The organism is Shimia sp. Alg240-R146 (assembly GCF_947331465.1).
In the GTDB taxonomy this organism is placed as follows: domain Bacteria; phylum Pseudomonadota; class Alphaproteobacteria; order Rhodobacterales; family Rhodobacteraceae; genus Shimia.
Window position 1 is genome coordinate 1,033,999 of sequence record NZ_CAMZOK010000001.1, and the last position, 22,730, is coordinate 1,056,728.

The window sequence follows — 22,730 nt, forward strand, 5'->3', positions numbered from 1 at the left end:
GGAACCAGCAAAAGGCGCAATTGGCAGATGTGGGTATTTGGATACGGGTCGCTGTTGTGGAACCCCGGCTTTGAAGTCAGCGAACAGGCGGTTGGCACGTTGCACGGTTGGCACCGCAGTTTTTGCATGCGCTCAATCCATCATCGCGGCACGGATGCCCACCCCGGTTTGGTTCTGGCGCTGGACGCTGAGACGGGCGCGCATTGTCAGGGGGTGGCGTTGAAGGTGGCCGGCGGGCAGGAGGCGGCAACGCTGGAGTATCTGCGCGAGCGGGAATTGGTGAGTTCGGCTTATTTGGAAGAGACGCTTTCCGTCTCGCTGAGAGATGGGCGTGTTGTGGAGGCGGTTACCTATGTGATCGACCCGCACCATGTACAGTACTGCCATCTGCATCTGGAAGAGCAAGCGCGCATCATTTCGACCGCCGTTGGCGGGCGCGGACCCAACACGGAATATCTTTATAACACTGCCAGTCATTTGACCGAATTGGGCATAGAAGATGCGGATCTGGATTGGTTGTCGCTGCGGGTTCGGGAATTGGTGGCGAGCTGAGGCGAACACAGGTCGCCCGGCGTGAAATTTCTTGGCAGGACCGGTGCTTGCCAGTAGGGTGACGCCAGAAAAACAAGTGTCAGGACATGGGCTCATGGAGCAACCGGACCGTCAAGTCGAGCCGAAATTCAAAAGACCCGTAACCCAGATCCTTTACATGTTGGTCGTGTTGGGCGCGACAGCCGTCGGTGCGTCCTTCGCTTTGCCAAGCGTGATGGATGTTTTTCTGTCCAACATCTATCTGAACGGGTTTATTTTCGTTGTCTTTCTGATCGGCGTTTTTGCCACATTTGGGCAAGTGCTGTCGCTGACATCGTCGATCCGGTGGATCGAAGGGTTTGTCGGGTTGCGGGACAATTACGACGTGAACGCGCCACCCAAATTGCTGGCGCCCTTGGCAGCCTTGCTGCGGGAACGCGGTGCAAACGGGCAGATCAGCGCGTCGTCTACGCGGTCTATTCTGGATTCGGTGGCCACACGGATCGATGAAGGCCGAGAAATCACCCGTTATCTTGTTAATACGCTGATTTTCCTTGGTCTTTTAGGAACATTTTATGGTCTGGCAACCACGGTGCCGGCTGTGGTGGACACGATCAAAAGCCTTGGCCTGGCCGAAGGTGAGAGCAGCGCAGATGTGGTGGGACGCCTTCTGGACGGGCTGGAAAGCCAGTTGGGTGGCATGGGCACGGCCTTTGCCTCATCGCTGCTGGGCCTGACGGGGTCGCTGATTGTTGGCTTGTTGGAACTGTTTGCCGGACATGGGCAGAACCGTTTTTACCGTGAGCTGGAAGAGTGGTTGAGCTCGATCACGCGGGTCGGGTTCAGCTCGGGCGAAGGCGAGGGTGGTGACATCCACGTTCTTGGAGCGGCCTTCGAACATATGTCATCTCAGCTGGATGTGTTGCGCGAAACCATGATCGCCACGGCGCAGGAGCGCAACGAAGGTGGCGGGTCAATGAATGAATTGGCCGAGGCCATTCATCGCATGACCGACCGCATCGAAACGCAGGCACCCGCAACGCAGGCGTTGCTGCGCGTGGCTGAGGGACAGGAGCGGTTGATCCAACAGTTTGAAGCGCGCGGGGAAGAGAGCGAAGGCGGCGTGGATGCCGAAAGCCGGATGCGGTTGCGGTCCATCGATGTCCAGATGCTTCGGATTTTGGAAGAAATCAGCGCGGGACGTCAGGAAAGTATGGCCGAATTGCGCACGGACCTCGCCGCGTTGAACCGCAATTTGCGGCAACTGGGGCGCGCGCAAGACGGTGGAAAAAACAAGCCCGTTGGCAAAGTACGTCGACGCGAACCGCCAGCGGATGGCGGCGGGCAGGAGAGCTAAGCTATGGCCCTCAGTCGCCGCACGGGACAACGGTTCCAAGCTTCGATCTGGCCCGGTTTCGTGGACGCGATGACCGGGCTTTTGCTTGTGCTGATGTTTGTGCTGACGATCTTTATGATCGTGCAATTTGTGCTGAGCGAGACCATCACCGGACAGGAATCCGAATTGGATGCTTTGGAGTCCGAGGTGGCGGCGTTAGCGGATGCTTTGGGGTTGGAGCGCACACGGACAGATGAGCTTGAGGGTGAAGTCGGCGGATTGCAGGCGACGTTGAGCAACACACAGGCGGCCTTGGTGGAGCGCGATGCGTTGATCGCGTCGCTGTCATCCACAAGGGATCGCCAAGCGGCGCAGTTGGATGCGGCGCAGACGCAGATCACATCATTTGAAGCGCAAGTGGCAGCGTTGTTGGCGGATCGCGAGCAAGCGTTGGGTGACATTGCCGCGCTAGAAGGCGCGCGGGATGCGCTGTCGGATGAGCGTGATGCGTTGAACCTCGCATTGGCACAGGCGCGTGGTGAAATCGACGCACAGGTTGAAGAGGCGCGGTTGGCGGCAGCCGAGGCCGACGCGATGCAGGCGTTGATCGAAAGTTTGCGCGCGGATGTGTCTGAGGGTGAGGCGCAGATCGTGGATCTGGAGGGGCAGCTTTCAGATGAGGAACGCGCACGTCTGTTGGAGGCCGCAGCGGCCGAAGAATTGCGCAATCGTTTGGAAAATGCCGACGCGGAGTTGACCGCGATGACCTTGGCGTTGGAGCAGAAACGGCAGGAGGCAGAAGATACGCTGACGTTATTGGCTGCGGCAAAAACCGCGCAGGACGACCTTGAGATTAAACTGGCGGCGGCCTTGGTCGAAGGGCAGGATGTTGGGGCGGATCTGGCGGATACGGTGCTGAAACTTGCTGCTGTTGAGGCTGAACTCGACACACGCGGCGGCGAATTGGCGTCGGTAAAAGTGGAACTGGCTGCGGCGCTTTTGGGCGTGGAGAAAAGCAAAACAACGGTTGCGGAATTGTTGACGCAGCTTGCGGCGGCCGAGGCGGCACGGACCGGAGCGGAAGCGCAGGTTGGCCAGACTGCGAGCGATCTCGCAGTGCTGGAGGCCAGGTTGGCGGAGGCGCTGGAAGCGAAACTGGCACAGGAAACCCGGGCGAGCGATGCCGAGGCGACGCGGGACGGGTTGAAAGATGTTGTGGCCACGCTGGAAGAGCAACTTGCAGCGGCGGTGGCCGCACGTGAGGCGGCGGAAGTTGCAGTGCAGTCGGCCGAGGACAATGGCAGTTCCTTGCGTGAGCGATTGGCGACGGCTTTGGCGGCCAAGCTGGCGGCGGAAAACGCGCTTGGCGAAGGTAGCGACGTGCGCGAGCAATTGGCAGCGGCGTTGGCGGCACAGCGGGCGGCGGAATTGGCTGAGCAGAATGCGATGACCGAGGCGGAGCGACGCGACGCGCTGTTGGCGGAGGCCAACAAGGCGTTGGAGTCCGAAGAGGCCAAATCCGCGGAGAGCTTGCGCAAAGTGGAAGCGCTTAATCAGCAGATCGCGGCGTTGCGCACGCAGTTGGGCAGCCTGCAGGCGTTGCTGGATGATTATGCCGACCGCGACGTGGCCGCGAAAGTGCAGCTTGAGTCGCTTGGCTCGGACCTGAACGCGGCGCTGGCGCGGGCGGCGGCGGAAGAGCGCAAACGACGTCTGTTGGAAGAGGCGGAACGGGCGCGGCTTGAGGCGGAGAAAGCGGATCTTGAAGCGCAGACGCAGGATCTGGCGCAATACCGGTCAGAATTCTTTGGCCGGTTGCGCAGCCTGTTGGGCGCACAGGAAGGCGTGCGTATCGTTGGGGACCGGTTTGTGTTTTCGTCAGAGGTTTTGTTCCCACCGGGCGGCGCGGAGTTGTCGTTTGAAGGCGAGGCCGAGGTGGCGAAAGTCGCGGGTATTTTGTTGAACGTGATCGACGACATACCGGCAGAAATCGACTGGGTGCTGCGCGTGGACGGGCACACGGACGATGTGCCGATTACCGGCGGGGCATTTGCCGACAACTGGGAGCTCAGCCAAGCACGGGCGCTTTCTGTGGTGCGGTATTTGATCGACGCGCTTGGATTGCCGCCGGAACGGCTCGCGGCCAACGGGTTTGGGGAATTCCAGCCTGTGGATCGAGCGGATTCAGCTGAGGCGCGGGCGCGCAACCGGCGGATCGAGTTGAAGTTTACCGAGAAATAGGCGCCGTCAGTTGACCGTCAAAGATGTCATGGTCTGATCCAGAATGCGGCCTTCGCGCAGGAGCTTGATTTCTCCGGTATAGGCGCCTTTGGGCCAGCCACGTTTTGGCGTGCGCTTGCCGACCGCACGGAAATACTGGGCCTGTTGTTTTTCGAGGGTCACCGACGTCGATAGAATTTCGCCCGCAGGGCCAGTGATCGTGATGTCCAATCTGTCACCGGGGCGGCTGCCAAAGCCGAAGGCAAACACCACCATCGCGTCTGCGTCAAACCCGATTGTTGCACGCCCTGCCGCGCCGGATTTCACATCGGCGTAGTCGGGAATGCCGGTATCAAACCCCGCGCGGATCAAGCCGCCCGGAACATACTCTAACGGGTCCGTCCAAAGGGCGTTCTGGCTTTCGCCGCAGGTGTCAGCAGACCCGTTGGGCGAAAATGGATCAACAACCCTACCCTTGTGGCGCACCGAGATATGCAGATGCGGGAATTGTGTGCGCCCTGATAAGCCGACATGACCCAAGACCTGACCGGTGGCGACCACCTCGCCGGTTGTAACTTGCACGGAGCCTTGTTTGAGGTGGCAATATTGGGTTTCCCAACCGTCCCCGTGATCGATGACCAGCCCGTTTCCGCAGTCGCGCCCTTTGACATAGTCGGCGTTTTCTTTGGTCAGAAGCTGGTCGCGCATGTCGTTGCGCGTGCCTTTGACCACGCCGGGTGCAGCGGCGAGCACGTCGACACCCTGCGCCATGGCCTGCAAGGTGGGCAAGGCAAAGTCGGTGCCTTTGTGGCCGTCATAGCTGAGCGGGCCGCACGTGAAATCGATGTAACCCTTGTCTGCGGTGTGATCGACGTAGTTCTGGATGTAGCAGGTTTCGCCGACGTCACAGTCAATGGGTGTTTGCAAAACAGGCGCGCCCGCGACCGGGAAGGCCGCGAGCGCGCAAAGAGTTGTCAGCGTCAGACGCACTGTCAGTCGGCGGTCAGCAGTGGTGGCTTGTCACCAGAGATGCGACGTTTTTCAGGGCCGGAGATGTCCAGCACAAGCTTGCCATCCTTGACCTTGACCTTAACAAGCCCGCCCTTGGCGAGTTTGCCAAACAGCAGTTCCTCAGCGAGAGGCTTTTTGATGTGTTCCTGAATAACGCGGCCCAAAGGACGCGCGCCCATCTTTTCATCATAGCCCTCGTTTCCGAGCCACTCGGCAGCCTTGGGCGTCAATTCGATGGAGACGTTGCGGTCCAGAAGCTGCACCTCAAGCTGCATCACGAATTTCTCGACCACCTGCATGATGACTTCTTTTGGCAATGGCGCAAAGGAGATCACCGCGTCCAGACGGTTGCGGAATTCAGGTGAGAAGGTGCGTTCGATCGCGGCGGTGTCTTCGCCTTCGCGACGGTCGCGACCAAAGCCGATCGCGGATTTGGCCTGCTCGGCCGCCCCTGCGTTGGAGGTCATGATCAAAACCACGTTGCGGAAGTTCACTGTGCGGCCGTTGTGATCGGTCAGCTCGCCGTGGTCCATCACCTGCAACAGGATGTTGAACACATCGGGGTGGGCTTTCTCGATCTCATCGAGCAGCAGGACGCAGTGCGGATGTTGATCCACGCCGTCGGTCAAAAGGCCGCCCTGATCAAATCCAACGTAGCCGGGAGGGGCACCGATCAAGCGGGAGACCGCGTGTTTTTCCATGTACTCGGACATGTCAAAGCGCAGCAGTTCAACGCCAAGCGTGTCCGCCAGTTGTTTCGCCACCTCGGTTTTGCCCACACCGGTTGGTCCGGCGAATAGGTAGTTGCCGATGGGCTTTTCAGGCTCGCGCAGACCGGCGCGGGCCAGTTTGATCGCGGAGCTGAGCGATTCAATTGCGTTGTTTTGACCAAACACCACGCGCTTGAGCGATTTTTCCAGATCCTTGAGCACCTCGGCGTCGTCCTTGGACACGCTTTTGGGGGGGATGCGGGCAATCTTGGCAACGACGGCCTCGATCTCTTTGACGCCGATGGTCTTGCGACGCTTGGAGGCGGCCACGAGATGTTGCGCCGCGCCGGCCTCGTCGATGACGTCGATGGCTTTGTCGGGCAGTTTGCGATCGTTGATGTAGCGTGCGGCCAGTTCCACCGAGGTTTTGATCGCATCGGCGGTGTATTTCACGCCGTGGTGCGCCTCGAAGTATTCCTTGAGGCCCTTGAGGATCTTGATGGAGTCCTCGACCGTGGGCTCGTTCACGTCAATTTTCTGGAAGCGACGCGACAGGGCGCGGTCTTTCTCAAAATGCTGGCGGAATTCTTTGTAGGTGGTGGAGCCCATGGTGCGCAGTTTGCCGCCCTGCAACGCAGGTTTGAGCAGGTTGGAGGCATCCATTGCGCCGCCGGATGTGGCACCAGCGCCGATCACTGTGTGGATTTCGTCGATGAACAGAACCGAGTCAGGATGGTCTTCGAGTTCGGTCACCACCGCCTTGAGGCGCTCCTCAAAGTCGCCGCGATAGCGGGTGCCCGCAAGCAGCGCGCCCATGTCGAGCGAGAAGATTGTGGTTTTGGCCAGAACCTCGGGTGTTTCGCCCTGAACGATTTTGCGGGCGAGGCCTTCTGCGATAGCGGTTTTGCCAACGCCGGGATCGCCCACCAGAAGCGGGTTGTTCTTGCGGCGGCGGCACAGCACCTGAATGCAGCGCTCAACCTCGGAATCGCGGCCGATCAGCGGGTCAACGTCGCCTTTGCCAGCCTTGACGTTCAGGTCGACGCAGTATTTTGCCAGCGCGCTGTCTTTGGGTTCTTCTTCGGCAACGCCTTCGAAGCCAGGTGTGCTGGATTGTTCTTCATCCGCACCGGACAACGGGCGGGGTTCGCCATAGGCAGGGTTCTTGGCCACACCATGCGCAATATAGTTCACAGCATCATAGCGGGTCATATCCTGCTCTTGCAGGAAATACGCGGCGTTGGATTCGCGTTCCGCAAAGATCGCAACCAACACGTTGGCGCCGGTCACTTCGGTGCGGCCGGAGCTTTGAACATGGATGGCGGCGCGCTGGATCACCCGTTGGAAAGCGGCGGTCGGCACAGCTTCGGAGCCTTCGATGTCGGTGACCAGATTGGACAGGTCATCATCAATGAACTCGACAAGGTTTTGGCGCAACTCCTCAAGGTCGACGCTACATGCCTTGAGAACGCGCACGGCGTCGGGCTCGTCCATGAGGGCGAGGAGAAGGTGTTCGAGCGTGGCGAACTCATGCTTGCGTTGATTGGCAAGCGCGAGGGCTGCGTGAATGGTTTGTTCGAGCGAATTCGAAAATGACGGCACTGTGGTTCTGCTCCCTCCGGTGCTTGAAACTGCGAAGTCATAGGTGGCTTCGCATCCAGTATGGGGTTGTTACGTTAAAGTTTGGTCGATTGGTCGCTGTCTTCAAGGACTTTCTGCAATTTTAACCATAGAAAAAGACTGCACGCTTTCGTGAGGTGCCGAATTTTCGGGATTAAAAGCTGTCTTTGCGGCGCCGGATTTCGGCAAAAACCTCAGCGGGTGCGGCGCCTTGCATGCCCACGGCGGCTTGAACAGCAGGGTCATGACCGCGCAAAAACGGATTTGTCGCCAATTCGTCGGACAACAGCGAAGGCACGGTGGGAATATTTTTCTCGCGATCAGAGCGAATCTTGTCGATGCGCATTTTCAGCGCTGGGTTGTCCGGATCGACGGTCACCGCAAAGCGCGCGTTGGATTCGGTGTATTCGTGGCCCGAGCACACAATCGTTTCAGGCGGTAAGGCGGCGAGTTTGGTGAGGCTGTCAAACATCACGTTGGGTGGGCCTTCAAACAGGCGGCCGCAGCCGAGCGCCATCAGGCTGTCGGCCGTGAACACGGCGCCCGTCGTGGGGAAGTAAAACGCGATGTGGCCCATTGTGTGGCCCGACACATCGATGATCTGTGCCGCTTCGCCGCCGATTGTGACGCTGTCGCCTTCGCCCAAAGAGATGTCCAGCGGGGGCAGGCGGCCTGCGTCGGCGGTGGCACCAACCACTTTCGCGGGGTGTTTAGCCAACACATCCGCCAAGCCGTCGACATGGTCCCAATGATGGTGGGTCAAAAGCACATGGCTCAGGCTCCAGCCACGGTCAGAAAGGGCATCCAGAATCGGTCCGGGTTCGGGCGCGTCCACCAGTGCGGTATCGCCGCTCTTGTCGTCGTGAATCAAAAATGCGTAGTTGTCGGACAGGCACGGAATGGTCACGATCTGGAGGGGCATGGAATTTCGCCTTGTGATTGCTATGTTAGCCCTAAGATTTGCCGATTGGAGGCGCGGTTGCAATGCATCTTGATGTGCAGGATCTACGCAATTTCTATTATCGCAGCACGTTGGGTCGGGCCGCGCAAAAAGCAGTTCGCGATGAAATGTTGGAACTGTGGCCGGAAGCTGATGGGCTAACGGTGGCCGGATTTGGCTTTGCTGTGCCACTTTTGCGGCCGTATTTGTCCAGCGCGCGGCGGGTGATCGGCTTGATGCCCGCACCGCAAGGCGTGATGCCGTGGCCTGCCGGCATGCCAAATGTATCGGTGCTGTGCGAAGAAACGATGTGGCCGATCGAGACCGGGCATTTGGATCGGCTGGTGATCATGCATGGATTGGAAACCAGCGACCGGCCGTCTGATGTTTTGGTCGAAGCCAACCGCGTTCTTGGGCCCGGCGGCAAGGCGCTTTTTGTGGTGCCGCATCGCTCCGGCCTATGGTCACGCAGCGACACAACGCCGTTTGGCTATGGCCGTCCTTATTCCACAAGCCAGTTGGAAACCCAATTACGCGCCCATGGATTTATGCCCGAGCGTCACCGCGCAACCCTGTATCAGCCACCGTCACACAAACGGTTTTGGCGCAAAACGGGGCGGATGCTTGAAGGGTTAGGAAAGACGATTTCGCCGGTGATGGCGGGGGGTGTGCTGTTGGTAGAGGCCAGCAAACGGGTGCAGGCACCTTCGGGACCCGGACTGCGCGAAGCGGCCAAGAAGCCGCTGGGTGTCTTTGCCCCGGCGCCCGAGGTGTCGCCAGCTTAAAGGGTGGCGGCGGGGGGCGTCGCGGGTCAGGACCCGGGGGCGGTCCATGCGGTGGCGGCCGTGATCGTCAGACTTGCACCGCTATCGGCAAAGTTGCCGTCAAAGTCATTCCAGAGCCGCGCCACCAGAATGTCCCCGACATAGACATTGTCGACATGCGGCATGGCAGCGTCCGGATCATAAGGCTGGGCCTCGACACGGACGTCGCCTTCAAGCCCATCCGGTACCACCAGATCGAAGCTGTCACCGCTGCCGTTGAAATAGATGTTGGCTGGCGAGGTGGTGGCCATGTCTTCGTTGGTCACCACAAGGGTGTAGGTGTCGTCGCCGCCGGAGTGGAATTCGTCAACAAGCTGGCCCATGCGCATGATGTAGGTGTCGTTGCCTTCCCCACCCGAGAGCCGCAAAAAGGAGTCTCCGCTGACGGCTTCATACGCGATGAAGCTGTCGTTTCCCTGACCGCCTTCCAGAGTCACATCGCCGCGCGCGTCACTGATGATAAAGGTATCGTCGCCTTGGCCGCCATATAGGTTGGCCTCAAATGTGTCGGGGTCGCGGTCGTCATCTTGGGACAAGGTGAAGGTGTCGTTGCCATCTCCGCCAAGGACAGACGCCTGACCTTGGCTGATGGTGGCGTGGTCGTCGCCGTCGCCCATGAGCACAAAGGCAGATACGTCCGAGTGCACCGTCACCGTGTCGTTCCCATCCAGCGTGACAATCAGCCCGTCGTTTACAGGTGAAAGCGCGTCCGCGTCAGTCGAACCCAGATCGGCCAAGAGTGGATCGTCCGTCAGCGTGCCGTCGCCCTGCATTCGGGTGCTGAATTCGCCGATTTCCAACGTGTTCAGATCAATGTCGGCAAGGCCATGCAGACGGATTGTCAGGTCGACAGGATCGACGTTGTCGGATGCGCCGGGCATTGTGATGTGCAGGTCGAGAAAGCTGCCATCGTCCGCCGGCGCGGCGCTGATATCGAGCAGGTTTTCATGCCAGGGGCCAACTTCCAGATCAAAGAGGTCGAGCCGTAGGGCATCCTCTGTCGGGTCAAAGTCGGTGATTTCGATATCAAAAGGCCGGTCGGTGTCGCGGTGGCCGGGATCTTCGATAAAGAAAACATCGGAGCCGTCGCCGCCCGTCAGAGTGACCGGATCGTTGTCCGCGCTGGTGTAGTCATGCCCCACGCGGATGAGATCGTCACCGTCGCCCGCGTCGATGGATTCGCCGGCCTGAGAATAGATCGTGTCGTCCCCGGAGGTGCCGACGACGTCCGCTTCGGGCGTCGGTTCCGGATCGGGGGTGGGCGCGGGGTCTTCGCCGGTGTCGCTGTCGTCATCAATGTCGTCCGCGTCTTCGGCCATGCCGTCAAATACGGCGAAGCTGCTGGCGATGCCAAGAAAAGAGAACAGAATGATCAGGTTCATGCGACGTACTCTCTACATGTCTATAAAACGCAGACCTCAGGGATCTGGGGTGGCTTGTAATTGGCCCGTGGGCTTTTAGGCCGCAGACGCTGTCGGCAGGATTTCGAATTTCTCACTGTCCAGCGTGATGCGGTGCTCTTCGTCCAGATTGATCAGCTTCATCACCAGCGTGTCCCCGACATAGACATCGTCACGCTGCACGACGGAGCCCAGATTGGTGTCATAGCGCGGCGGAAGGTTTTCGATCCGCACCGAGTCCGCGAGATCGGCCGGCAGGGTGAGCTGGAAGCTGTCTTCAAAGTCCCACACCACGGTGGAGGGATCGGTGGTGTGCATCTGGTCGGGGTCGACGGTCATGGAATAGACATCGGAGCCGCCGAACTGATCATCGGACACGTTGATGCCTTGGGAGAAGAGATAAGTGTCGTCGCCCTCGCTGCCATCGATCCGCAGGCGGGTGTCGTCGTCACGTTCAACGCTGCGGGCGTCGATGGTGTCATCCCCGGCTCCGCCGTTGACAACCACCGAACCGCTGTCGTGGTCGATGATGATCGTGTCGTCACCGCGTGAACCGCGCAGATCGAGATTGCCGACGTCGCCTTGGACGACTTGTGGCTCGGTACTGCCGGAGGCGGGTTCTGTAGTTTCGGATGCGTCTTCGCCGGTTTCTGCTGTGGAGTCTGTGTCGGCCAGATAGATGCTGTCGGGATTCACGTCGGAAAGCCCGTCAAGGCGTACAACAAAGTCCCGCGCGGCTTCAGGGCCGAGGTCCGGGTCAAACACAGACACGCGCACATCGACGTAACTGCCATCTTCGGCGGGTTCCAAAGTGAAGTCCTGCGGTGTTTCCGTGCTTGTGCCGGGCGCGTCGCTGACAACTTCGAGTGTCAGCACATCTTCGGTGTCGTTAAAATCGGAAATAATCACATCAAATGGACGGGTGTCATCATCTCGGTGCGGGTATTCTGCAACAAAGGTGTCAGCGCCATCGCCACCAACTGCGAGAATCGGATTGTCGGACGTGTGAGACAGTCGGAGCGAGTCGTCGCCATCGGTGCCGGTTATTCGGTCATAGCCGTCGGTCGCCTGATCTTCGGCCTCATCGGTGCCGTCTGTCGCGTGTTCATAGTCTCCGGACCCCAGATCGACTGCGACTGAATCGGGCAATGCGCTGCCGTCATAGATGCCATCATCTGTTTCGGCTGCGTCGTCATCGGAGGAGTCGTCCTGCAGGTCAGCAGGCAACAACATCGGGCCGTCCTGAATTTGGTCTGCCTCGTCACCCTCGGTGGTGTCGTCGGAGGTGTCGACGTCTGCGTCGTCTCCGCCAATGATTCCGCCAAGCAAAGCGGCGGCGCCCAGCCCTAAGATGGAGAGAATGATGATCGTGCTCATGTCGTGCCTGAATTCCGGTTCCGATTTGGTATCAATTCCGGATATCGGCAATTGGTATCCAAATTGATAACGGCGGCGCTGGCATTTTCGGGGTTGGATCTGGTTTTTGCCCCGCGGGTCGCGCGGAATTTGCGGGCTTTGCGACGCGGGAATCGCGGAAAAAGGGGATTTTACGGGCATTTTTTTTCCCTAAGGTCACAGGCAAAGGGTCGCACCATAGCTAACCTATTAAAAACAAGCGATTTTGTGCGTTTTTCGATTATATCAAACGTAGTTGATAGCTGAGCAAGCCTCTGCTACACCCGCCTCGGATTTGCCGCCTTGTCATGGGCAGGGCATGAAACGTCCTCGTTTGGTGCATACAATTGTATGCTGCAGTCGAGGCCAGAAAGCGGAAGGGTGGACGTGTCCGAACCAGCTTCGATCTCCTCCGGCATTGCCGAACGCTATGCCGCCGCGGTCTTTGAGATCGCATCCGAGAACAAGGCGCTTGCCAAACTGGAAAGTGGTCTTGACGATCTCAGCGCAGTATTGGACGAAAGCGCCGACCTGCGTAACCTGATCAATTCGCCTCTGGTGAGCCGCGATGAACAGGGCAAGGCCATCGCAGCCGTTGCGAAAACCATGAAATTGCAGCCCGTGCTGGCAAACGTTCTGGGCCTGATGGCCGAGAAGCGCCGCCTGTTCGTGCTGCCTCAGCTGATTGACCAGCTGCGCGCCATGATTGCAGAAGACAAAGGCGAAGTGACCGCCGATGTGACATCTGCCAAAGCATTGACCAAAACCCAAAGCGACAAGCTGGCGAAGACGCTGGCTGCCCGTATCGGGAAAGACGTCAAGATCAACGCGACCGTCGACAAAACCCTTGTTGGCGGTCTTGTAGTTAAAGTGGGCTCGAAGATGATCGATACATCGATCCGCTCCAAGCTCTCTTCCCTCCAGAATGCAATGAAAGAGGTCGGATAATGGGTATCCAAGCAGCCGAAATCTCTGCGATCCTTAAGGAGCAGATTAAAAACTTTGGCCAGGAGGCCGAAGTGGCCGAAGTCGGCCGCGTGCTTTCCGTCGGTGACGGTATCGCGCGCGTCTACGGCCTGGACAATGTCCAAGCCGGTGAGATGGTTGAATTCCCTGGTGGTATTCAAGGCATGGCGCTGAACCTGGAAAATGACAACGTTGGTGTCGTTATCTTCGGTTCTGACCGTGACATCAAAGAAGGTGACACTGTAAAGCGCACCAACTCCATCGTGGACGTTCCGACTGGCGAGGGCCTGCTGGGTCGCGTCGTAGACGGTCTGGGCAACCCGCTGGACGGCAAGGGCCCGATCGCATCGGACACCCGTGGCGTTGCAGACGTTAAAGCGCCGGGCATTATCCCGCGTAAATCGGTTCACGAACCGATGGCAACCGGCCTGAAGTCGGTTGACGCGATGATCCCGATTGGCCGTGGCCAGCGTGAATTGATCATTGGTGACCGTCAGACCGGCAAAACTGCTGTGGCTCTGGACGCGATCCTGAACCAGAAGTCTTACAACGAAGCCGCTGGCGACGACGAAAGCAAGAAACTGTACTGCGTGTACGTTGCGATCGGTCAGAAACGTTCGACTGTTGCTCAGCTGGTGAAGAAGCTGGAAGAAACCGGCGCGATGGCCTACTCGATCGTGGTTGCCGCAACCGCATCCGAGCCTGCGCCAATGCAGTTCCTGGCACCTTACGCCGCGACCGCTATGGCCGAGTACTTCCGCGACAACGGCAAGCACGCTCTGATCATTTATGATGATCTCTCCAAGCAAGCTGTTGCGTATCGTCAGATGTCCCTGCTGCTGCGTCGTCCTCCCGGACGTGAAGCGTATCCTGGTGACGTTTTCTATCTTCACTCACGTCTGCTTGAGCGTTCGGCAAAGCTGAACGAAGATTTTGGTGCCGGCTCGCTTACTGCGTTGCCGATCATCGAAACCCAAGGTGGCGACGTTTCCGCGTTTATTCCAACCAACGTGATTTCGATCACCGACGGTCAGATCTTCCTGGAAACCGAACTTTTCTACCAAGGTATCCGCCCTGCTGTGAACACCGGTCTGTCGGTTTCGCGCGTTGGCTCCTCGGCTCAGACATCGGCGATGTCGTCGGTTGCTGGTCCGGTGAAACTGTCGCTGGCTCAGTATCGTGAAATGGCTGCGTTTGCTCAGTTTGGCTCCGACCTCGATACCGCAACTCAGCAGCTGCTGAACCGTGGTGCGCGCCTGACCGAGCTGATGAAACAGCCTCAGTACTCGCCGCTGACCAACGCTGAAATCGTCTGCGTCATCTTTGCAGGTGTGAACGGCTATCTGGACGGCATCGACGTGTCTGACGTAGGTCGCTTTGAGCAGTCCATGCTGGCGCACCTGCGCGCCAACAACGCTGACTTGCTTCAGTGGATCACCGACGAAGATCCTAAGATCAAAGGCGAGGCCGCCGACAAAGTTAAAGCCGCGCTGGACGCTTTCGCCGCTGACTTCGCATAAGGGGTTCGGACCATGCCTAGTCTGAAGGACCTAAAAAACAGGATCGAGAGTGTGAAAAACACTCGGAAGATCACAAAAGCCATGCAGATGGTTGCCGCGGCGAAACTTCGCCGCGCGCAGGAAGCTGCTGAGCAGTCGCGACCCTACACAGAACGGTTCAACGCCGTGATGGGTGGGCTGGCGGCCTCGGTTGGCGGCTCTGACTCTGCGCCGAAACTGCTGTCCGGCACCGGAAGCGATCAGACCCACCTGTTGGTGGTGATGACTGCGGAACGTGGCCTGTGCGGTGGCTTCAACGCAAACATTTCGAAGTTGGCGCGTGCGAAAGCTGCGGAACTGAAGGCTGCGGGCAAGACCGTTAAGGTGCTGACTGTTGGCAAGAAGGGCCGCGACGCGATCAAACGTGAATTGGGTGACGACTTTGTCGGCCACGTTGACCTGACTGAGGTCAAACGCGTGGGGTATGAAAATGCTCAGGACATCGCCCGCGACGTTCTTGACCGCTTTGATGCGGGCGAGTTCGACGTGGCCACGATCTTCTTCTCGGAGTTCGTGAATGTTGTGACGCAAATCCCAACCGCACAGCAAGTCATTCCAGCCGCTTTTGAAGCGGATGAGGATGGCGCAAGCACTCTGTATGACTACGAGCCCAGTGAAGAGGCCATTCTGGCTGACTTGCTGCCGCGCGGCGTCGCGACGCAGATTTTTGCAGCATTGCTGGAAAACGGCGCCTCGGAGCAAGGTGCGCGGATGTCCGCAATGGACAACGCGACCCGCAACGCGGGTGACATGATCGACAAACTGACCATCCAGTATAACCGCTCGCGTCAGGCTGTGATCACCAACGAGCTTATTGAAATCATCTCGGGCGCGGAAGCGCTCTAAGAACCGGAGACGAAACATGGCAAACGCAAAAGGCAAGGTGACCCAGATCATCGGCGCCGTTGTGGACGTGCAGTTCGACGATGCTCTGCCAGAGATCTTGAACGCACTGAACACTGAAAACAACGGTAAGAAACTGGTTCTGGAAGTAGCCCAGCACCTTGGTGAAAACACCGTTCGCACCATCGCGATGGACGCGACCGAAGGTCTCGTTCGTGGCCAGGGTGTCGAAGACACCGGTGCCCCGATCGCCGTGCCCGTTGGCACAGGCACATTGGGCCGCATCCTGAACGTGACCGGCGATCCGGTTGACGAAAAAGGTCCTGTGAAAGCGACCGAAACACGCGCCATCCACGGCGACGCGCCTGCGTTCGAAGATCAGTCCACCGCGACTGAAATTCTGACAACTGGTATTAAGGTGATCGACTTGCTCGCGCCTTACACCAAAGGTGGTAAAATTGGTCTGTTCGGCGGTGCCGGCGTTGGTAAGACCGTTTTGATCATGGAACTGATCAACAACATTGCGAAGGTGCACTCTGGTGTGTCCGTGTTCGCGGGTGTTGGTGAGCGGACCCGTGAAGGGAACGACCTGTACCACGAAATGATCGAATCCGAAGTTATCGTTCCTGACGATCTGGAGAAATCCAAGATTGCTCTGGTTTACGGTCAGATGAACGAGCCTCCCGGTGCGCGTATGCGGATCGCCCTGTCCGGCCTGACACTGGCCGAGCAGTTCCGTGATGACACGGGTTCGGACGTTCTGTTCTTCGTGGACAACATCTTCCGCTTTACACAAGCCGGTTCCGAAGTTTCGGCCCTGTTGGGTCGTATTCCTTCGGCTGTGGGTTATCAGCCAACACTGGCAACCGACATGGGTGCGATGCAGGAACGGATTACATCGACCAAATCCGGTTCGATTACATCGGTTCAGGCCGTGTACGTCCCTGCGGATGACCTTACCGACCCTGCACCTGCGACCTCGTTTGCACACTTGGATGCGACAACCGTTCTGGATCGCGCGATCTCGGAAAAAGGTATCTATCCTGCTGTGGATCCGCTGGGTTCGACCTCGCGTCTGCTGGACCCGCTGATCATTGGTGAAGAGCACTACACTGTCGCCAACGACGTTCAGCAGATCCTTCAGCGTTACAAGTCGCTGCAAGACATCATCGCCATCCTCGGCATGGACGAACTGTCCGAGGAAGACAAACTGACCGTGGCACGTGCGCGTAAGATCGAGCGTTTCTTGTCCCAGCCGTTTGACGTGGCGAAAGTCTTCACCGGTTCTGACGGTGTTCAGGTTCCACTGGAAAACACTATCGCGTCGTTCAAAGCCGTTGTGGCTGGCGAATACGACCACCTCCCCGAAGCGGCCTTCTATATGGTTGGCGGCATCGAGGAAGTGATCGCCAAAGCCGAGAAAATGGCTGCTGAAGCGGCCTAAGGAGGCCCGTAATGGCAACTGAGATGCAATTTGACCTGGTGAGCCCTGAGCGGAGCCTTGCTTCACTCCAGGCCACTTCTGTCCAAATCCCTGGCGCTGATGGTGATCTCACCGCAATGCCAGGCCACGCGCCCCTGCTGACCTCGCTGCGCCCTGGCGTTGTGCGGGTTCAGACAGCTGACGGCGAAAAAGACTTTGTTGTAACCCGCGGTTTTGCGGAAGTTGCGCCCGAGTCGATTTCGGTGATCGCTGAGTTCGCGCATGTGGGCGAAGATGTAACCAAGGCAGACCTTGAAGACGTGCTGGTTGGCGCGCGCAAGGCGGTTGAGGATGCGTCCGCTGAGGACAAAGATGCTGCGGAAAAGTTCCTGTCGGATCTCGAGCAGCTCTTGGCGAACATGGTCTGATCCCACTGTGATCGGACAAAAATAGAGGCTCCGCTCCTGTGGCGGGGCCTTTTTTCTGAGAAATGCCTTTTTTTGTTGCGAATTGGTCTGAGGTTACAGACATTAGGTTCCGGAATGAGACGACTTAGAAATCACCACATTGGCGTAGATCAGGGCGATGAGACCCTGTTTTCGGATTTTGAATCCGACGGTGACATGTGGACCGGGGATGGGCCGCGTGATCGACGCAAGCTGATTAAGTTTTCCGGCCGATTTCGCACGCCACCTACCGTGCAGGTGGCTTTGTCGCTTTGGGACATGGACGCCGAACACAATATCCGTGCCGAAGTGGTTGCCGAAGAAGTCACCAACCTTGGATTTCATTTGGTGTTTCGCACTTGGGGTGACAGTCGTGTCGCGCGTGTGCGGATGAGCTGGATGGCGATTGGTGAGTTGGCACATGCCGATGACTGGGCAATAGACGACTGATGCAAGGCTTAGCACTTTGCACAAACAAAAAGCCGCGCTGAAAAGCGCGGCTTTTGTCGTTTCACAGTGTCTTGTGATTACTTGTTAAAGAGGCCTTCGTAGCTGGCTTCCAGCGTTTCGGTCTCAAACAACGAGCTGACCGAGGTGCCGTTTGCGATGTTCAGGATCGCTTGGGCAAAAAGCGGCGCAGTCGGGATGATGCGGATATTTGGGGTTTCCAGAACCGGCTGGGTGGCTTCAATCGAGTCGGTGATGCAAAGCGATTTCATCACCGAGCCTTTGATGCGTTCAACAGCAGGACCGGAGAGTACGCCGTGGGTGATGTAGCTGTGCACCTCGGTGGCACCGTGCTCCATCAGCACTTCGGCGGCTTTACAAAGCGTACCTGCGGTGTCGCAGATGTCGTCCACGATGATACATTTCTTGCCCTCGACGTTTCCGATCACGGTCATTTCCGCGATTTCGCCAGCCTTTTCACGGCGTTTGTCGACGATCGAAAGCGGCGCACCGATGCGTTTGGCAAGCTCGCGTGCGCGGGCCACACCGCCAACGTCGGGTGAGATCACCATGACGTCGTCGAGGCAGTCCGCAAACTGGGACTGAATGTCGAGTGCGAAGATCGGCGAGGCGTAGAGGTTGTCCACCGGAATGTCGAAGAAGCCCTGAATTTGGGCTGCGTGCAGATCCATTGTCAGAACCCGTTCGATGCCGGCTTCGACCATCATGTTGGCGACCAGCTTGGCGGTGATCGGGGTGCGCGCCTTGGTGCGGCGGTCCTGACGGGCGTAGCCGAAGTAGGGGATCACGGCCGTGATGCGCGAGGCCGACGACCGACGCAGTGCGTCGGACATGATGAGCAGTTCCATCAGGTTGTCGTTAGCCGGACGTGAGGTCGATTGGATGATGAACATGTCCTCGCCGCGGACGTTTTCAAAGACCTCTACAAAGATCTCTTGGTCGTTGAAGCGTTCCACGCGGGCGTCGACCAGATCGACCGGCTTTCCCCGATGAAGCGCCATGCGGCGGGTGATGGCATTTGCCAGCGGCATGTTTGAGCTGCCGGTCATCAGTTTGGGTTCAAGAAGTGTGGCCATGATGGGGTCCCCAGAGTGGTGCAGAGTGTGGCGCAGGTGACAGATTCGTGACGTTGCCAACCGCTTAACATGGCCCTAGGGTCTCGCAAAGCATCGAGGCGCAGCGGGAGGCCCAAATGGCACATATCGACTACTATTTTGCGACAATTTCTCCATACACATACCTAGCCGGCACACGGCTGGAGGAAATCGCCGCCAAACATGGCGCGACGATCACGTACAAACCTTTGGATATCATCGCGCAGTTCGGCCGGACCGGCGGTACGCCACCCAAGGATCGGCACGCGAGCCGTCAGGAATATCGCGCGCAGGAACTGGTGCGGCAGGCTAAAAAGCTGGACATGCCCTTCAACCTCAAACCTGCGCATTGGCCGACCAATATGGCGCCGTCTTCATATGCGTTTATCGCGGCGCAAAATGCCGGTGGCGGTGATCTTGGCGCCTTGGCGCATGGCATCACGCGGGCCTGCTGGGTCGAGGAAAAGAACGTGGCAGAGGACGCGGTGATCCGTGAATGTCTTGAGGCCGCTGGCTTTGATCCGAAACTGGCTGATAGCGGTTTGCTGGAAGGCGCGGAGACCTACGCCAAGAACCTGGAAGACGCGGTTGAAGCAGGCGCGTTTGGGGCCCCTTTCTATGTCGTAGACGACGGCGCCCGTTTCTGGGGGCAGGATCGTTTGGAAGACCTGGATCTGCATCTGGCTGGCAAACTCTAAGACATGCTTTCGGGCGTTGGCAGTAAGACACACTGGCGCACGCTGGGCGAAGGCGCTCGGCCTGCGTTGGCGTTGCATTGCAACCTTGGGCATTCGGGTGCGTTCCGCGGGATTGGGGCGGAGCTCGGCGATCTTTTGACGATTCAGGCTCCGGATATGCCGGGACATGGGCGTAGCGATGCTTATCAGGCGGGCACCTTGGCCGGGCAGTACATGCTGGACGCCATTCTGGAAAATCTGGACGCTCCGGTGGATGTCATCGGTCACAGCTATGGTGGTCTGTTGGGGCTGCGGTTGGCAATTGAACGGCCGGAAATGGTGCGTTCGTTGTCGCTGTTTGAGCCTGTGACGATGTTGGCGGCCAAAGACAGAGCACCAGAAGAAGTTGCCAAGAACGACGCGCATATGTCGAAGGTCATCGCCTTGTACGCGGCGGGCGATCCGGAAGGCGCAGTGCGGATGTTTGTGGAAGAATGGGGCGATGGCACGCCTTGGGAGCAGCTGCCTGCCGAAACTCGCGCGACGTTTGCGCGGCAGGTGCCAGTTGTGGTCGCCTCGCAAAGGGACGTGCTGGAAGACATCGGTCAAGTGATGCCGCGGCTTGGCCAAGTTGCCGTGCCATGTGTGGTTATGGATGGGGCGCTGTCGCCTCCGATCATGAAACCCGCCTGTGATGGCTTGGCTGCGATGGTAAAGAACGGACGGCGGGCGACGATTGCTGGCGCTGGTCATATGGGCGCGATCACCCATGCCCGCGCCGTGGCTGCAGAAGTGCGCCAAACAATCGGCGCTGCAGCTTAGCCTTTCACGATATCCAGAAACTGGTTGATCTGATCGGTCGTGATCGACCAGTCGCAGACCAGACGCGCCTCGACCATCTCGTTTGGATCGTCGCCCTCAAGGCTGCCGGACCAGATGTGGTATTCGGCCCCAGCAGCAAACAGGCGTTTGTGTGCGGCCCGAGGCATGGCGACAAACAGCATGTTGGCTTGGGGCGGGTACACAAAGCTGACGCCGTCAATTGCCTGCAGGCCTCCTGCCAGATGCGCGGCGTTGGCGTTGGCCTGAGTCGCGGCGTTAATCCACGCATTGTCAGCCAGATACCCCTTCATCTGGGCTGACAGGAAACGGTGTTTGGAGAACAGATGCGCCCCGCGTTTGCGGCGCAGTTCAAATTCCCAAGCGTGTTTCGGGTCAAAGAAGATCACCGCCTCAACGCCGACGCAGCCATTCTTGGTGCCGCCAAAAGAGACCGCGTCCACGCCGGCCTTCCACGTCATTTCGGCCGGTGTGCAGCCTAGCGCCATCATCGCGTTGGTGAACCGCGCGCCGTCCAAATGAACCGGCAGATCGTGGGATTTGGCGACATCGCACAGCGCGGTGAGTTCGTCGAGCGTGTAGATTGTGCCGCGTTCGGTGACCTGCGTGATCGACACGGGGCCACGTTGCGGGCCATGCACGCCACGGGTTTCCTCGGCTTCGATGGCCACGCGCAATTCAGCTGCGGTCATCTTGTCATCTTGTCCCACAAGCGTGAGTTTTGCGCCGCCGGAGTAAAATTCGGGGGCGTTGCATTCGTCCTCATGGATATGCGCAACGGAAGCGCAAAACACGGTTTCCCAAGGCTTGGTCAATGTTGCCAACGCCAGCGAGTTGGCGGCAGTGCCAGTGGCCACGAGATAAACGGCAGCCTCTGGCGCCTCAAACACGTCACGGATCTGGGTGCGGACTTCGTCCATGATCGCATCCGCGCCGTAAGCCATGGCAAAGTCTTGGTTTGCCTCGGTCATGGCCTGCAAGACCTGTGGCAACGCGGGGCCGGAATTGTCGGAGGCAAAATGCATTAGAGAGGTTCCTCGATGATGTGGTCTTCCCAGTCGTCTTCGGGCGTTTCAAACTCGGATACTGTCATTTGATAAACCGACACGCCAGCCTCGTGCACGCTTTCGGCGCGGCCGGAAATCAGCGGGTGCCAGTCATATAGTGGCTTGCCTTCCCATAGCAGGCGATAGGCGCAGGTTTGCGGCATCCAGTAGGCGTGGTCGTCCAGATTTGACGGTTTGAGAACGATGCATTCGGGCACAAACTGATGGCGGATCGGGTATTGGGTGCAGCGGCAGGTTTCGTCATCCAACATACGACAGGCGACGCGGGTCAGGTGAACCTTGCCGGTGTCGGCGTCCTCAAGCTTGTTGAGGCAGCATTTACCGCAGCCATCACACAGCGCTTCCCACTCTTTCTTGGACAGGTCAGCGAGTTTTTTCTTTTCCCAAAACCGAGGTTTCAGCTTGTCGCGTTCGATAGGGTCGCGGCTCATAGTGCGGCCAGGATGTCGCGGCATTGCGCGCAATCACGGTCCATCTGAGCGATCAAAGCATCGAGGCCGTCGAACTTTTGTTCCGGGCGCAGATAGTCGACCAAAGCCACCGACAGCGTTGCGCCGTAGAGGTCGCCGGAGAAGTCAAAAAGGAAGGTTTCGATGTTGGCGGTGTTTGTTCCAAACATCGGGCGCACACCGATCGACGACGCGCCGTGATAGCTGCCTGCGTGGGGGCCGTCGAGCACGTCTACGAGCACAGCATAGACGCCGTGTTTTGGTTGGTGCAGACCATCGATGGACATGTTGGCTGTGGGGAAACCCAAATCGCGCCCACGTTGTTCGCCGCCAATCACAGGGCCGTCGATGCGGTGCCAGTGGCCAAGCATTTTGGCGGCGTCGCGGGGACGGCCATCGCTGAGGGCGGCGCGGATTGATGTGGACGACACCTGACCGTCGTCAGCTTGAACAAGTGGCGCAATGGTCACGTTAAATCCGAGGTCTTTGCCAAAGGTTTCAAGATCCTGCGCGGTTCCGGCACGTCCTTTGCCAAAGCAGAAATCAGCGCCGACGACGACATGTGTCAGGCCCAATCCATCGGCAATCACGTCGCGGGCGAACTCTTCGGGCGTGAGGCTGGAGAGCGCGGTGTTGAAGGGCAATTCGTAGAGCCGTTTGACGCCGAGTTTTTCCAGCCGGTGGGCGCGGGTTTCGGCGCTGGTGAGGCGAAATGCAGGGGCGTCGGGGGCAAAGTATTCGCGTGGATGTGGTTCAAACGTCATGATGCCCAAAGGGGCGTCCGGCGCGGCCTTGCGGGCGAGGTCGATCACTGATTGATGACCGATGTGCACGCCGTCAAAGTTGCCGATGGCAACGGAGGCGCCTTTGTCCTCGGGGGCGACGAATTTATAGTCTCGAATAATCCGCAT

Annotated in this window: 21 protein-coding genes; 12 read left to right on the forward strand and 9 right to left on the reverse strand. The window is 58.6% G+C overall.

Annotated elements, in window-relative coordinates; all coding sequences use genetic code 11:
- The first annotated feature begins 27 nt into the window (after positions 1-27).
- The 3 genes from PG871_RS05015 to PG871_RS05025 all read left to right on the forward strand — a co-directional run bounded on the left by PG871_RS05015 (position 28) and on the right by PG871_RS05025 (position 4,108).
- Positions 28-552, forward strand: coding sequence for a gamma-glutamylcyclotransferase (locus tag PG871_RS05015; RefSeq protein WP_270726732.1), 525 nt, complete (start codon positions 28-30; stop codon positions 550-552).
- 94 nt (positions 553-646) lie between these two features.
- Positions 647-1,888, forward strand: coding sequence for a biopolymer transporter ExbB (locus PG871_RS05020; protein WP_270726734.1), 1,242 nt, complete (start codon positions 647-649; stop codon positions 1,886-1,888).
- 3 nt (positions 1,889-1,891) lie between these two features.
- Positions 1,892-4,108 carry a peptidoglycan -binding protein gene (locus tag PG871_RS05025; RefSeq protein WP_270726736.1) on the forward strand — a complete coding sequence of 739 codons (2,217 nt, stop codon included), beginning with the start codon at positions 1,892-1,894 and terminating at the stop codon, positions 4,106-4,108.
- 6 nt (positions 4,109-4,114) lie between these two features.
- Here PG871_RS05025 and PG871_RS05030 read toward each other — a convergent pair whose 3' ends face one another.
- From PG871_RS05030 to gloB, 3 genes are all read right to left on the reverse strand, one after another.
- Complete coding sequence (locus tag PG871_RS05030; RefSeq protein WP_270726738.1) at positions 4,115-5,077, reverse strand: M23 family metallopeptidase; 963 nt, start codon at positions 5,075-5,077, stop codon at positions 4,115-4,117.
- 2 nt (positions 5,078-5,079) lie between these two features.
- Positions 5,080-7,410 carry an ATP-dependent Clp protease ATP-binding subunit ClpA gene (gene clpA / locus PG871_RS05035; protein ID WP_270726740.1) on the reverse strand — a complete coding sequence of 777 codons (2,331 nt, stop codon included), beginning with the start codon at positions 7,408-7,410 and terminating at the stop codon, positions 5,080-5,082.
- A gap of 172 nt (positions 7,411-7,582) precedes the next feature.
- Positions 7,583-8,350, reverse strand: a complete 768-nt coding sequence (gene gloB / locus PG871_RS05040; RefSeq protein ID WP_270726743.1) for a hydroxyacylglutathione hydrolase — start codon at positions 8,348-8,350, stop codon at positions 7,583-7,585.
- 62 nt (positions 8,351-8,412) lie between these two features.
- Between gloB and PG871_RS05045 the strand changes: the two genes are divergently transcribed.
- Positions 8,413-9,153, forward strand: coding sequence for a class I SAM-dependent methyltransferase (locus PG871_RS05045; RefSeq protein WP_270726744.1), 741 nt, complete (start codon positions 8,413-8,415; stop codon positions 9,151-9,153).
- A 26-nt stretch (positions 9,154-9,179) separates the two neighbouring features.
- Here PG871_RS05045 and PG871_RS05050 read toward each other — a convergent pair whose 3' ends face one another.
- Positions 9,180-10,574 carry a hypothetical protein gene (locus PG871_RS05050; protein ID WP_270726747.1) on the reverse strand — a complete coding sequence of 465 codons (1,395 nt, stop codon included), beginning with the start codon at positions 10,572-10,574 and terminating at the stop codon, positions 9,180-9,182.
- 75 nt (positions 10,575-10,649) lie between these two features.
- Positions 10,650-11,969 (reverse strand): hypothetical protein, encoded by a 1,320-nt coding sequence (locus PG871_RS05055; RefSeq protein ID WP_270726748.1) that lies wholly within the window; start codon positions 11,967-11,969, stop codon positions 10,650-10,652.
- A 405-nt stretch (positions 11,970-12,374) separates the two neighbouring features.
- Between PG871_RS05055 and PG871_RS05060 the strand changes: the two genes are divergently transcribed.
- From PG871_RS05060 to PG871_RS05085, 6 genes are all read left to right on the forward strand, one after another.
- Positions 12,375-12,935, forward strand: coding sequence for a F0F1 ATP synthase subunit delta (locus PG871_RS05060; RefSeq protein ID WP_270726750.1), 561 nt, complete (start codon positions 12,375-12,377; stop codon positions 12,933-12,935).
- Positions 12,935-14,473: a F0F1 ATP synthase subunit alpha gene (atpA, locus tag PG871_RS05065; RefSeq protein WP_270726752.1), complete on the forward strand. Its 1,539-nt coding sequence runs from the start codon at positions 12,935-12,937 to the stop codon at positions 14,471-14,473. Before PG871_RS05060 ends, atpA begins: the two co-directional genes overlap by 1 nt.
- A gap of 12 nt (positions 14,474-14,485) precedes the next feature.
- Positions 14,486-15,358, forward strand: coding sequence for a F0F1 ATP synthase subunit gamma (locus tag PG871_RS05070; protein WP_270726755.1), 873 nt, complete (start codon positions 14,486-14,488; stop codon positions 15,356-15,358).
- A 16-nt stretch (positions 15,359-15,374) separates the two neighbouring features.
- Positions 15,375-16,799: a F0F1 ATP synthase subunit beta gene (gene atpD, locus PG871_RS05075; protein WP_270726758.1), complete on the forward strand. Its 1,425-nt coding sequence runs from the start codon at positions 15,375-15,377 to the stop codon at positions 16,797-16,799.
- A gap of 11 nt (positions 16,800-16,810) precedes the next feature.
- A complete protein-coding gene (locus PG871_RS05080; RefSeq protein ID WP_270726760.1) occupies positions 16,811-17,206 on the forward strand; it encodes a F0F1 ATP synthase subunit epsilon in 396 nt (131 codons plus the stop codon).
- A gap of 114 nt (positions 17,207-17,320) precedes the next feature.
- Positions 17,321-17,674 (forward strand): H-type lectin domain-containing protein, encoded by a 354-nt coding sequence (locus PG871_RS05085; protein WP_270726762.1) that lies wholly within the window; start codon positions 17,321-17,323, stop codon positions 17,672-17,674.
- Between the two features lie 77 nt (positions 17,675-17,751).
- Here PG871_RS05085 and PG871_RS05090 read toward each other — a convergent pair whose 3' ends face one another.
- Positions 17,752-18,768 carry a ribose-phosphate pyrophosphokinase gene (locus PG871_RS05090; RefSeq protein ID WP_270726765.1) on the reverse strand — a complete coding sequence of 339 codons (1,017 nt, stop codon included), beginning with the start codon at positions 18,766-18,768 and terminating at the stop codon, positions 17,752-17,754.
- A 116-nt stretch (positions 18,769-18,884) separates the two neighbouring features.
- Here PG871_RS05090 and PG871_RS05095 point away from each other — a divergent pair, with 116 nt between their 5' ends.
- Both PG871_RS05095 and PG871_RS05100 read left to right on the forward strand, forming a co-directional pair.
- On the forward strand, positions 18,885-19,484 hold the full coding sequence (locus tag PG871_RS05095; RefSeq protein ID WP_270726768.1) for a 2-hydroxychromene-2-carboxylate isomerase: 600 nt from the start codon (positions 18,885-18,887) through the stop codon (positions 19,482-19,484).
- 3 nt (positions 19,485-19,487) lie between these two features.
- Positions 19,488-20,285, forward strand: coding sequence for an alpha/beta fold hydrolase (locus PG871_RS05100; RefSeq protein ID WP_270726771.1), 798 nt, complete (start codon positions 19,488-19,490; stop codon positions 20,283-20,285).
- Here PG871_RS05100 and PG871_RS05105 read toward each other — a convergent pair.
- The 3 genes from PG871_RS05105 to PG871_RS05115 are packed head-to-tail and all read right to left on the reverse strand — an operon-like array spanning position 20,282 to position 22,730.
- Positions 20,282-21,328 (reverse strand): threonine aldolase family protein, encoded by a 1,047-nt coding sequence (locus tag PG871_RS05105; protein ID WP_270726774.1) that lies wholly within the window; start codon positions 21,326-21,328, stop codon positions 20,282-20,284. The two genes, PG871_RS05100 and PG871_RS05105, sit on opposite strands and share 4 nt — an antisense overlap.
- Positions 21,328-21,801 (reverse strand): YcgN family cysteine cluster protein, encoded by a 474-nt coding sequence (locus PG871_RS05110; RefSeq protein ID WP_270726777.1) that lies wholly within the window; start codon positions 21,799-21,801, stop codon positions 21,328-21,330. The genes PG871_RS05105 and PG871_RS05110 overlap by 1 nt, the downstream gene beginning before the upstream one ends.
- Positions 21,798-22,730 (reverse strand): bifunctional riboflavin kinase/FAD synthetase, encoded by a 933-nt coding sequence (locus PG871_RS05115; protein ID WP_270726780.1) that lies wholly within the window; start codon positions 22,728-22,730, stop codon positions 21,798-21,800. Before PG871_RS05115 ends, PG871_RS05110 begins: the two co-directional genes overlap by 4 nt.

Bases quoted from the DNA above. Each gene is read 5' to 3' on its own strand.
- PG871_RS05015 (WP_270726732.1), top strand. From the start codon at position 28: ATGTGGGTATTTGGATACGGGTCGCTGTTGTGGAACCCCGGCTTTGAA.
- PG871_RS05020 (WP_270726734.1), top strand. From the start codon at position 647: ATGGAGCAACCGGACCGTCAAGTCGAGCCGAAATTCAAAAGACCCGTA.
- PG871_RS05025 (WP_270726736.1), top strand. From the start codon at position 1,892: ATGGCCCTCAGTCGCCGCACGGGACAACGGTTCCAAGCTTCGATCTGG.
- gloB (WP_270726743.1), bottom strand. From the start codon at position 8,350: ATGCCCCTCCAGATCGTGACCATTCCGTGCCTGTCCGACAACTACGCA.
- PG871_RS05045 (WP_270726744.1), top strand. From the start codon at position 8,413: ATGCATCTTGATGTGCAGGATCTACGCAATTTCTATTATCGCAGCACG.
- PG871_RS05050 (WP_270726747.1), bottom strand. From the start codon at position 10,574: ATGAACCTGATCATTCTGTTCTCTTTTCTTGGCATCGCCAGCAGCTTC.
- PG871_RS05055 (WP_270726748.1), bottom strand. From the start codon at position 11,969: ATGAGCACGATCATCATTCTCTCCATCTTAGGGCTGGGCGCCGCCGCT.
- atpA (WP_270726752.1), top strand. From the start codon at position 12,935: ATGGGTATCCAAGCAGCCGAAATCTCTGCGATCCTTAAGGAGCAGATT.
- PG871_RS05070 (WP_270726755.1), top strand. From the start codon at position 14,486: ATGCCTAGTCTGAAGGACCTAAAAAACAGGATCGAGAGTGTGAAAAAC.
- atpD (WP_270726758.1), top strand. From the start codon at position 15,375: ATGGCAAACGCAAAAGGCAAGGTGACCCAGATCATCGGCGCCGTTGTG.
- PG871_RS05080 (WP_270726760.1), top strand. From the start codon at position 16,811: ATGGCAACTGAGATGCAATTTGACCTGGTGAGCCCTGAGCGGAGCCTT.
- PG871_RS05085 (WP_270726762.1), top strand. From the start codon at position 17,321: ATGAGACGACTTAGAAATCACCACATTGGCGTAGATCAGGGCGATGAG.
- PG871_RS05090 (WP_270726765.1), bottom strand. From the start codon at position 18,768: ATGGCCACACTTCTTGAACCCAAACTGATGACCGGCAGCTCAAACATG.
- PG871_RS05095 (WP_270726768.1), top strand. From the start codon at position 18,885: ATGGCACATATCGACTACTATTTTGCGACAATTTCTCCATACACATAC.
- PG871_RS05100 (WP_270726771.1), top strand. From the start codon at position 19,488: ATGCTTTCGGGCGTTGGCAGTAAGACACACTGGCGCACGCTGGGCGAA.
- PG871_RS05105 (WP_270726774.1), bottom strand. From the start codon at position 21,328: ATGCATTTTGCCTCCGACAATTCCGGCCCCGCGTTGCCACAGGTCTTG.
- PG871_RS05110 (WP_270726777.1), bottom strand. From the start codon at position 21,801: ATGAGCCGCGACCCTATCGAACGCGACAAGCTGAAACCTCGGTTTTGG.
- PG871_RS05115 (WP_270726780.1), bottom strand. From the start codon at position 22,730: ATGCGGATTATTCGAGACTATAAATTCGTCGCCCCCGAGGACAAAGGC.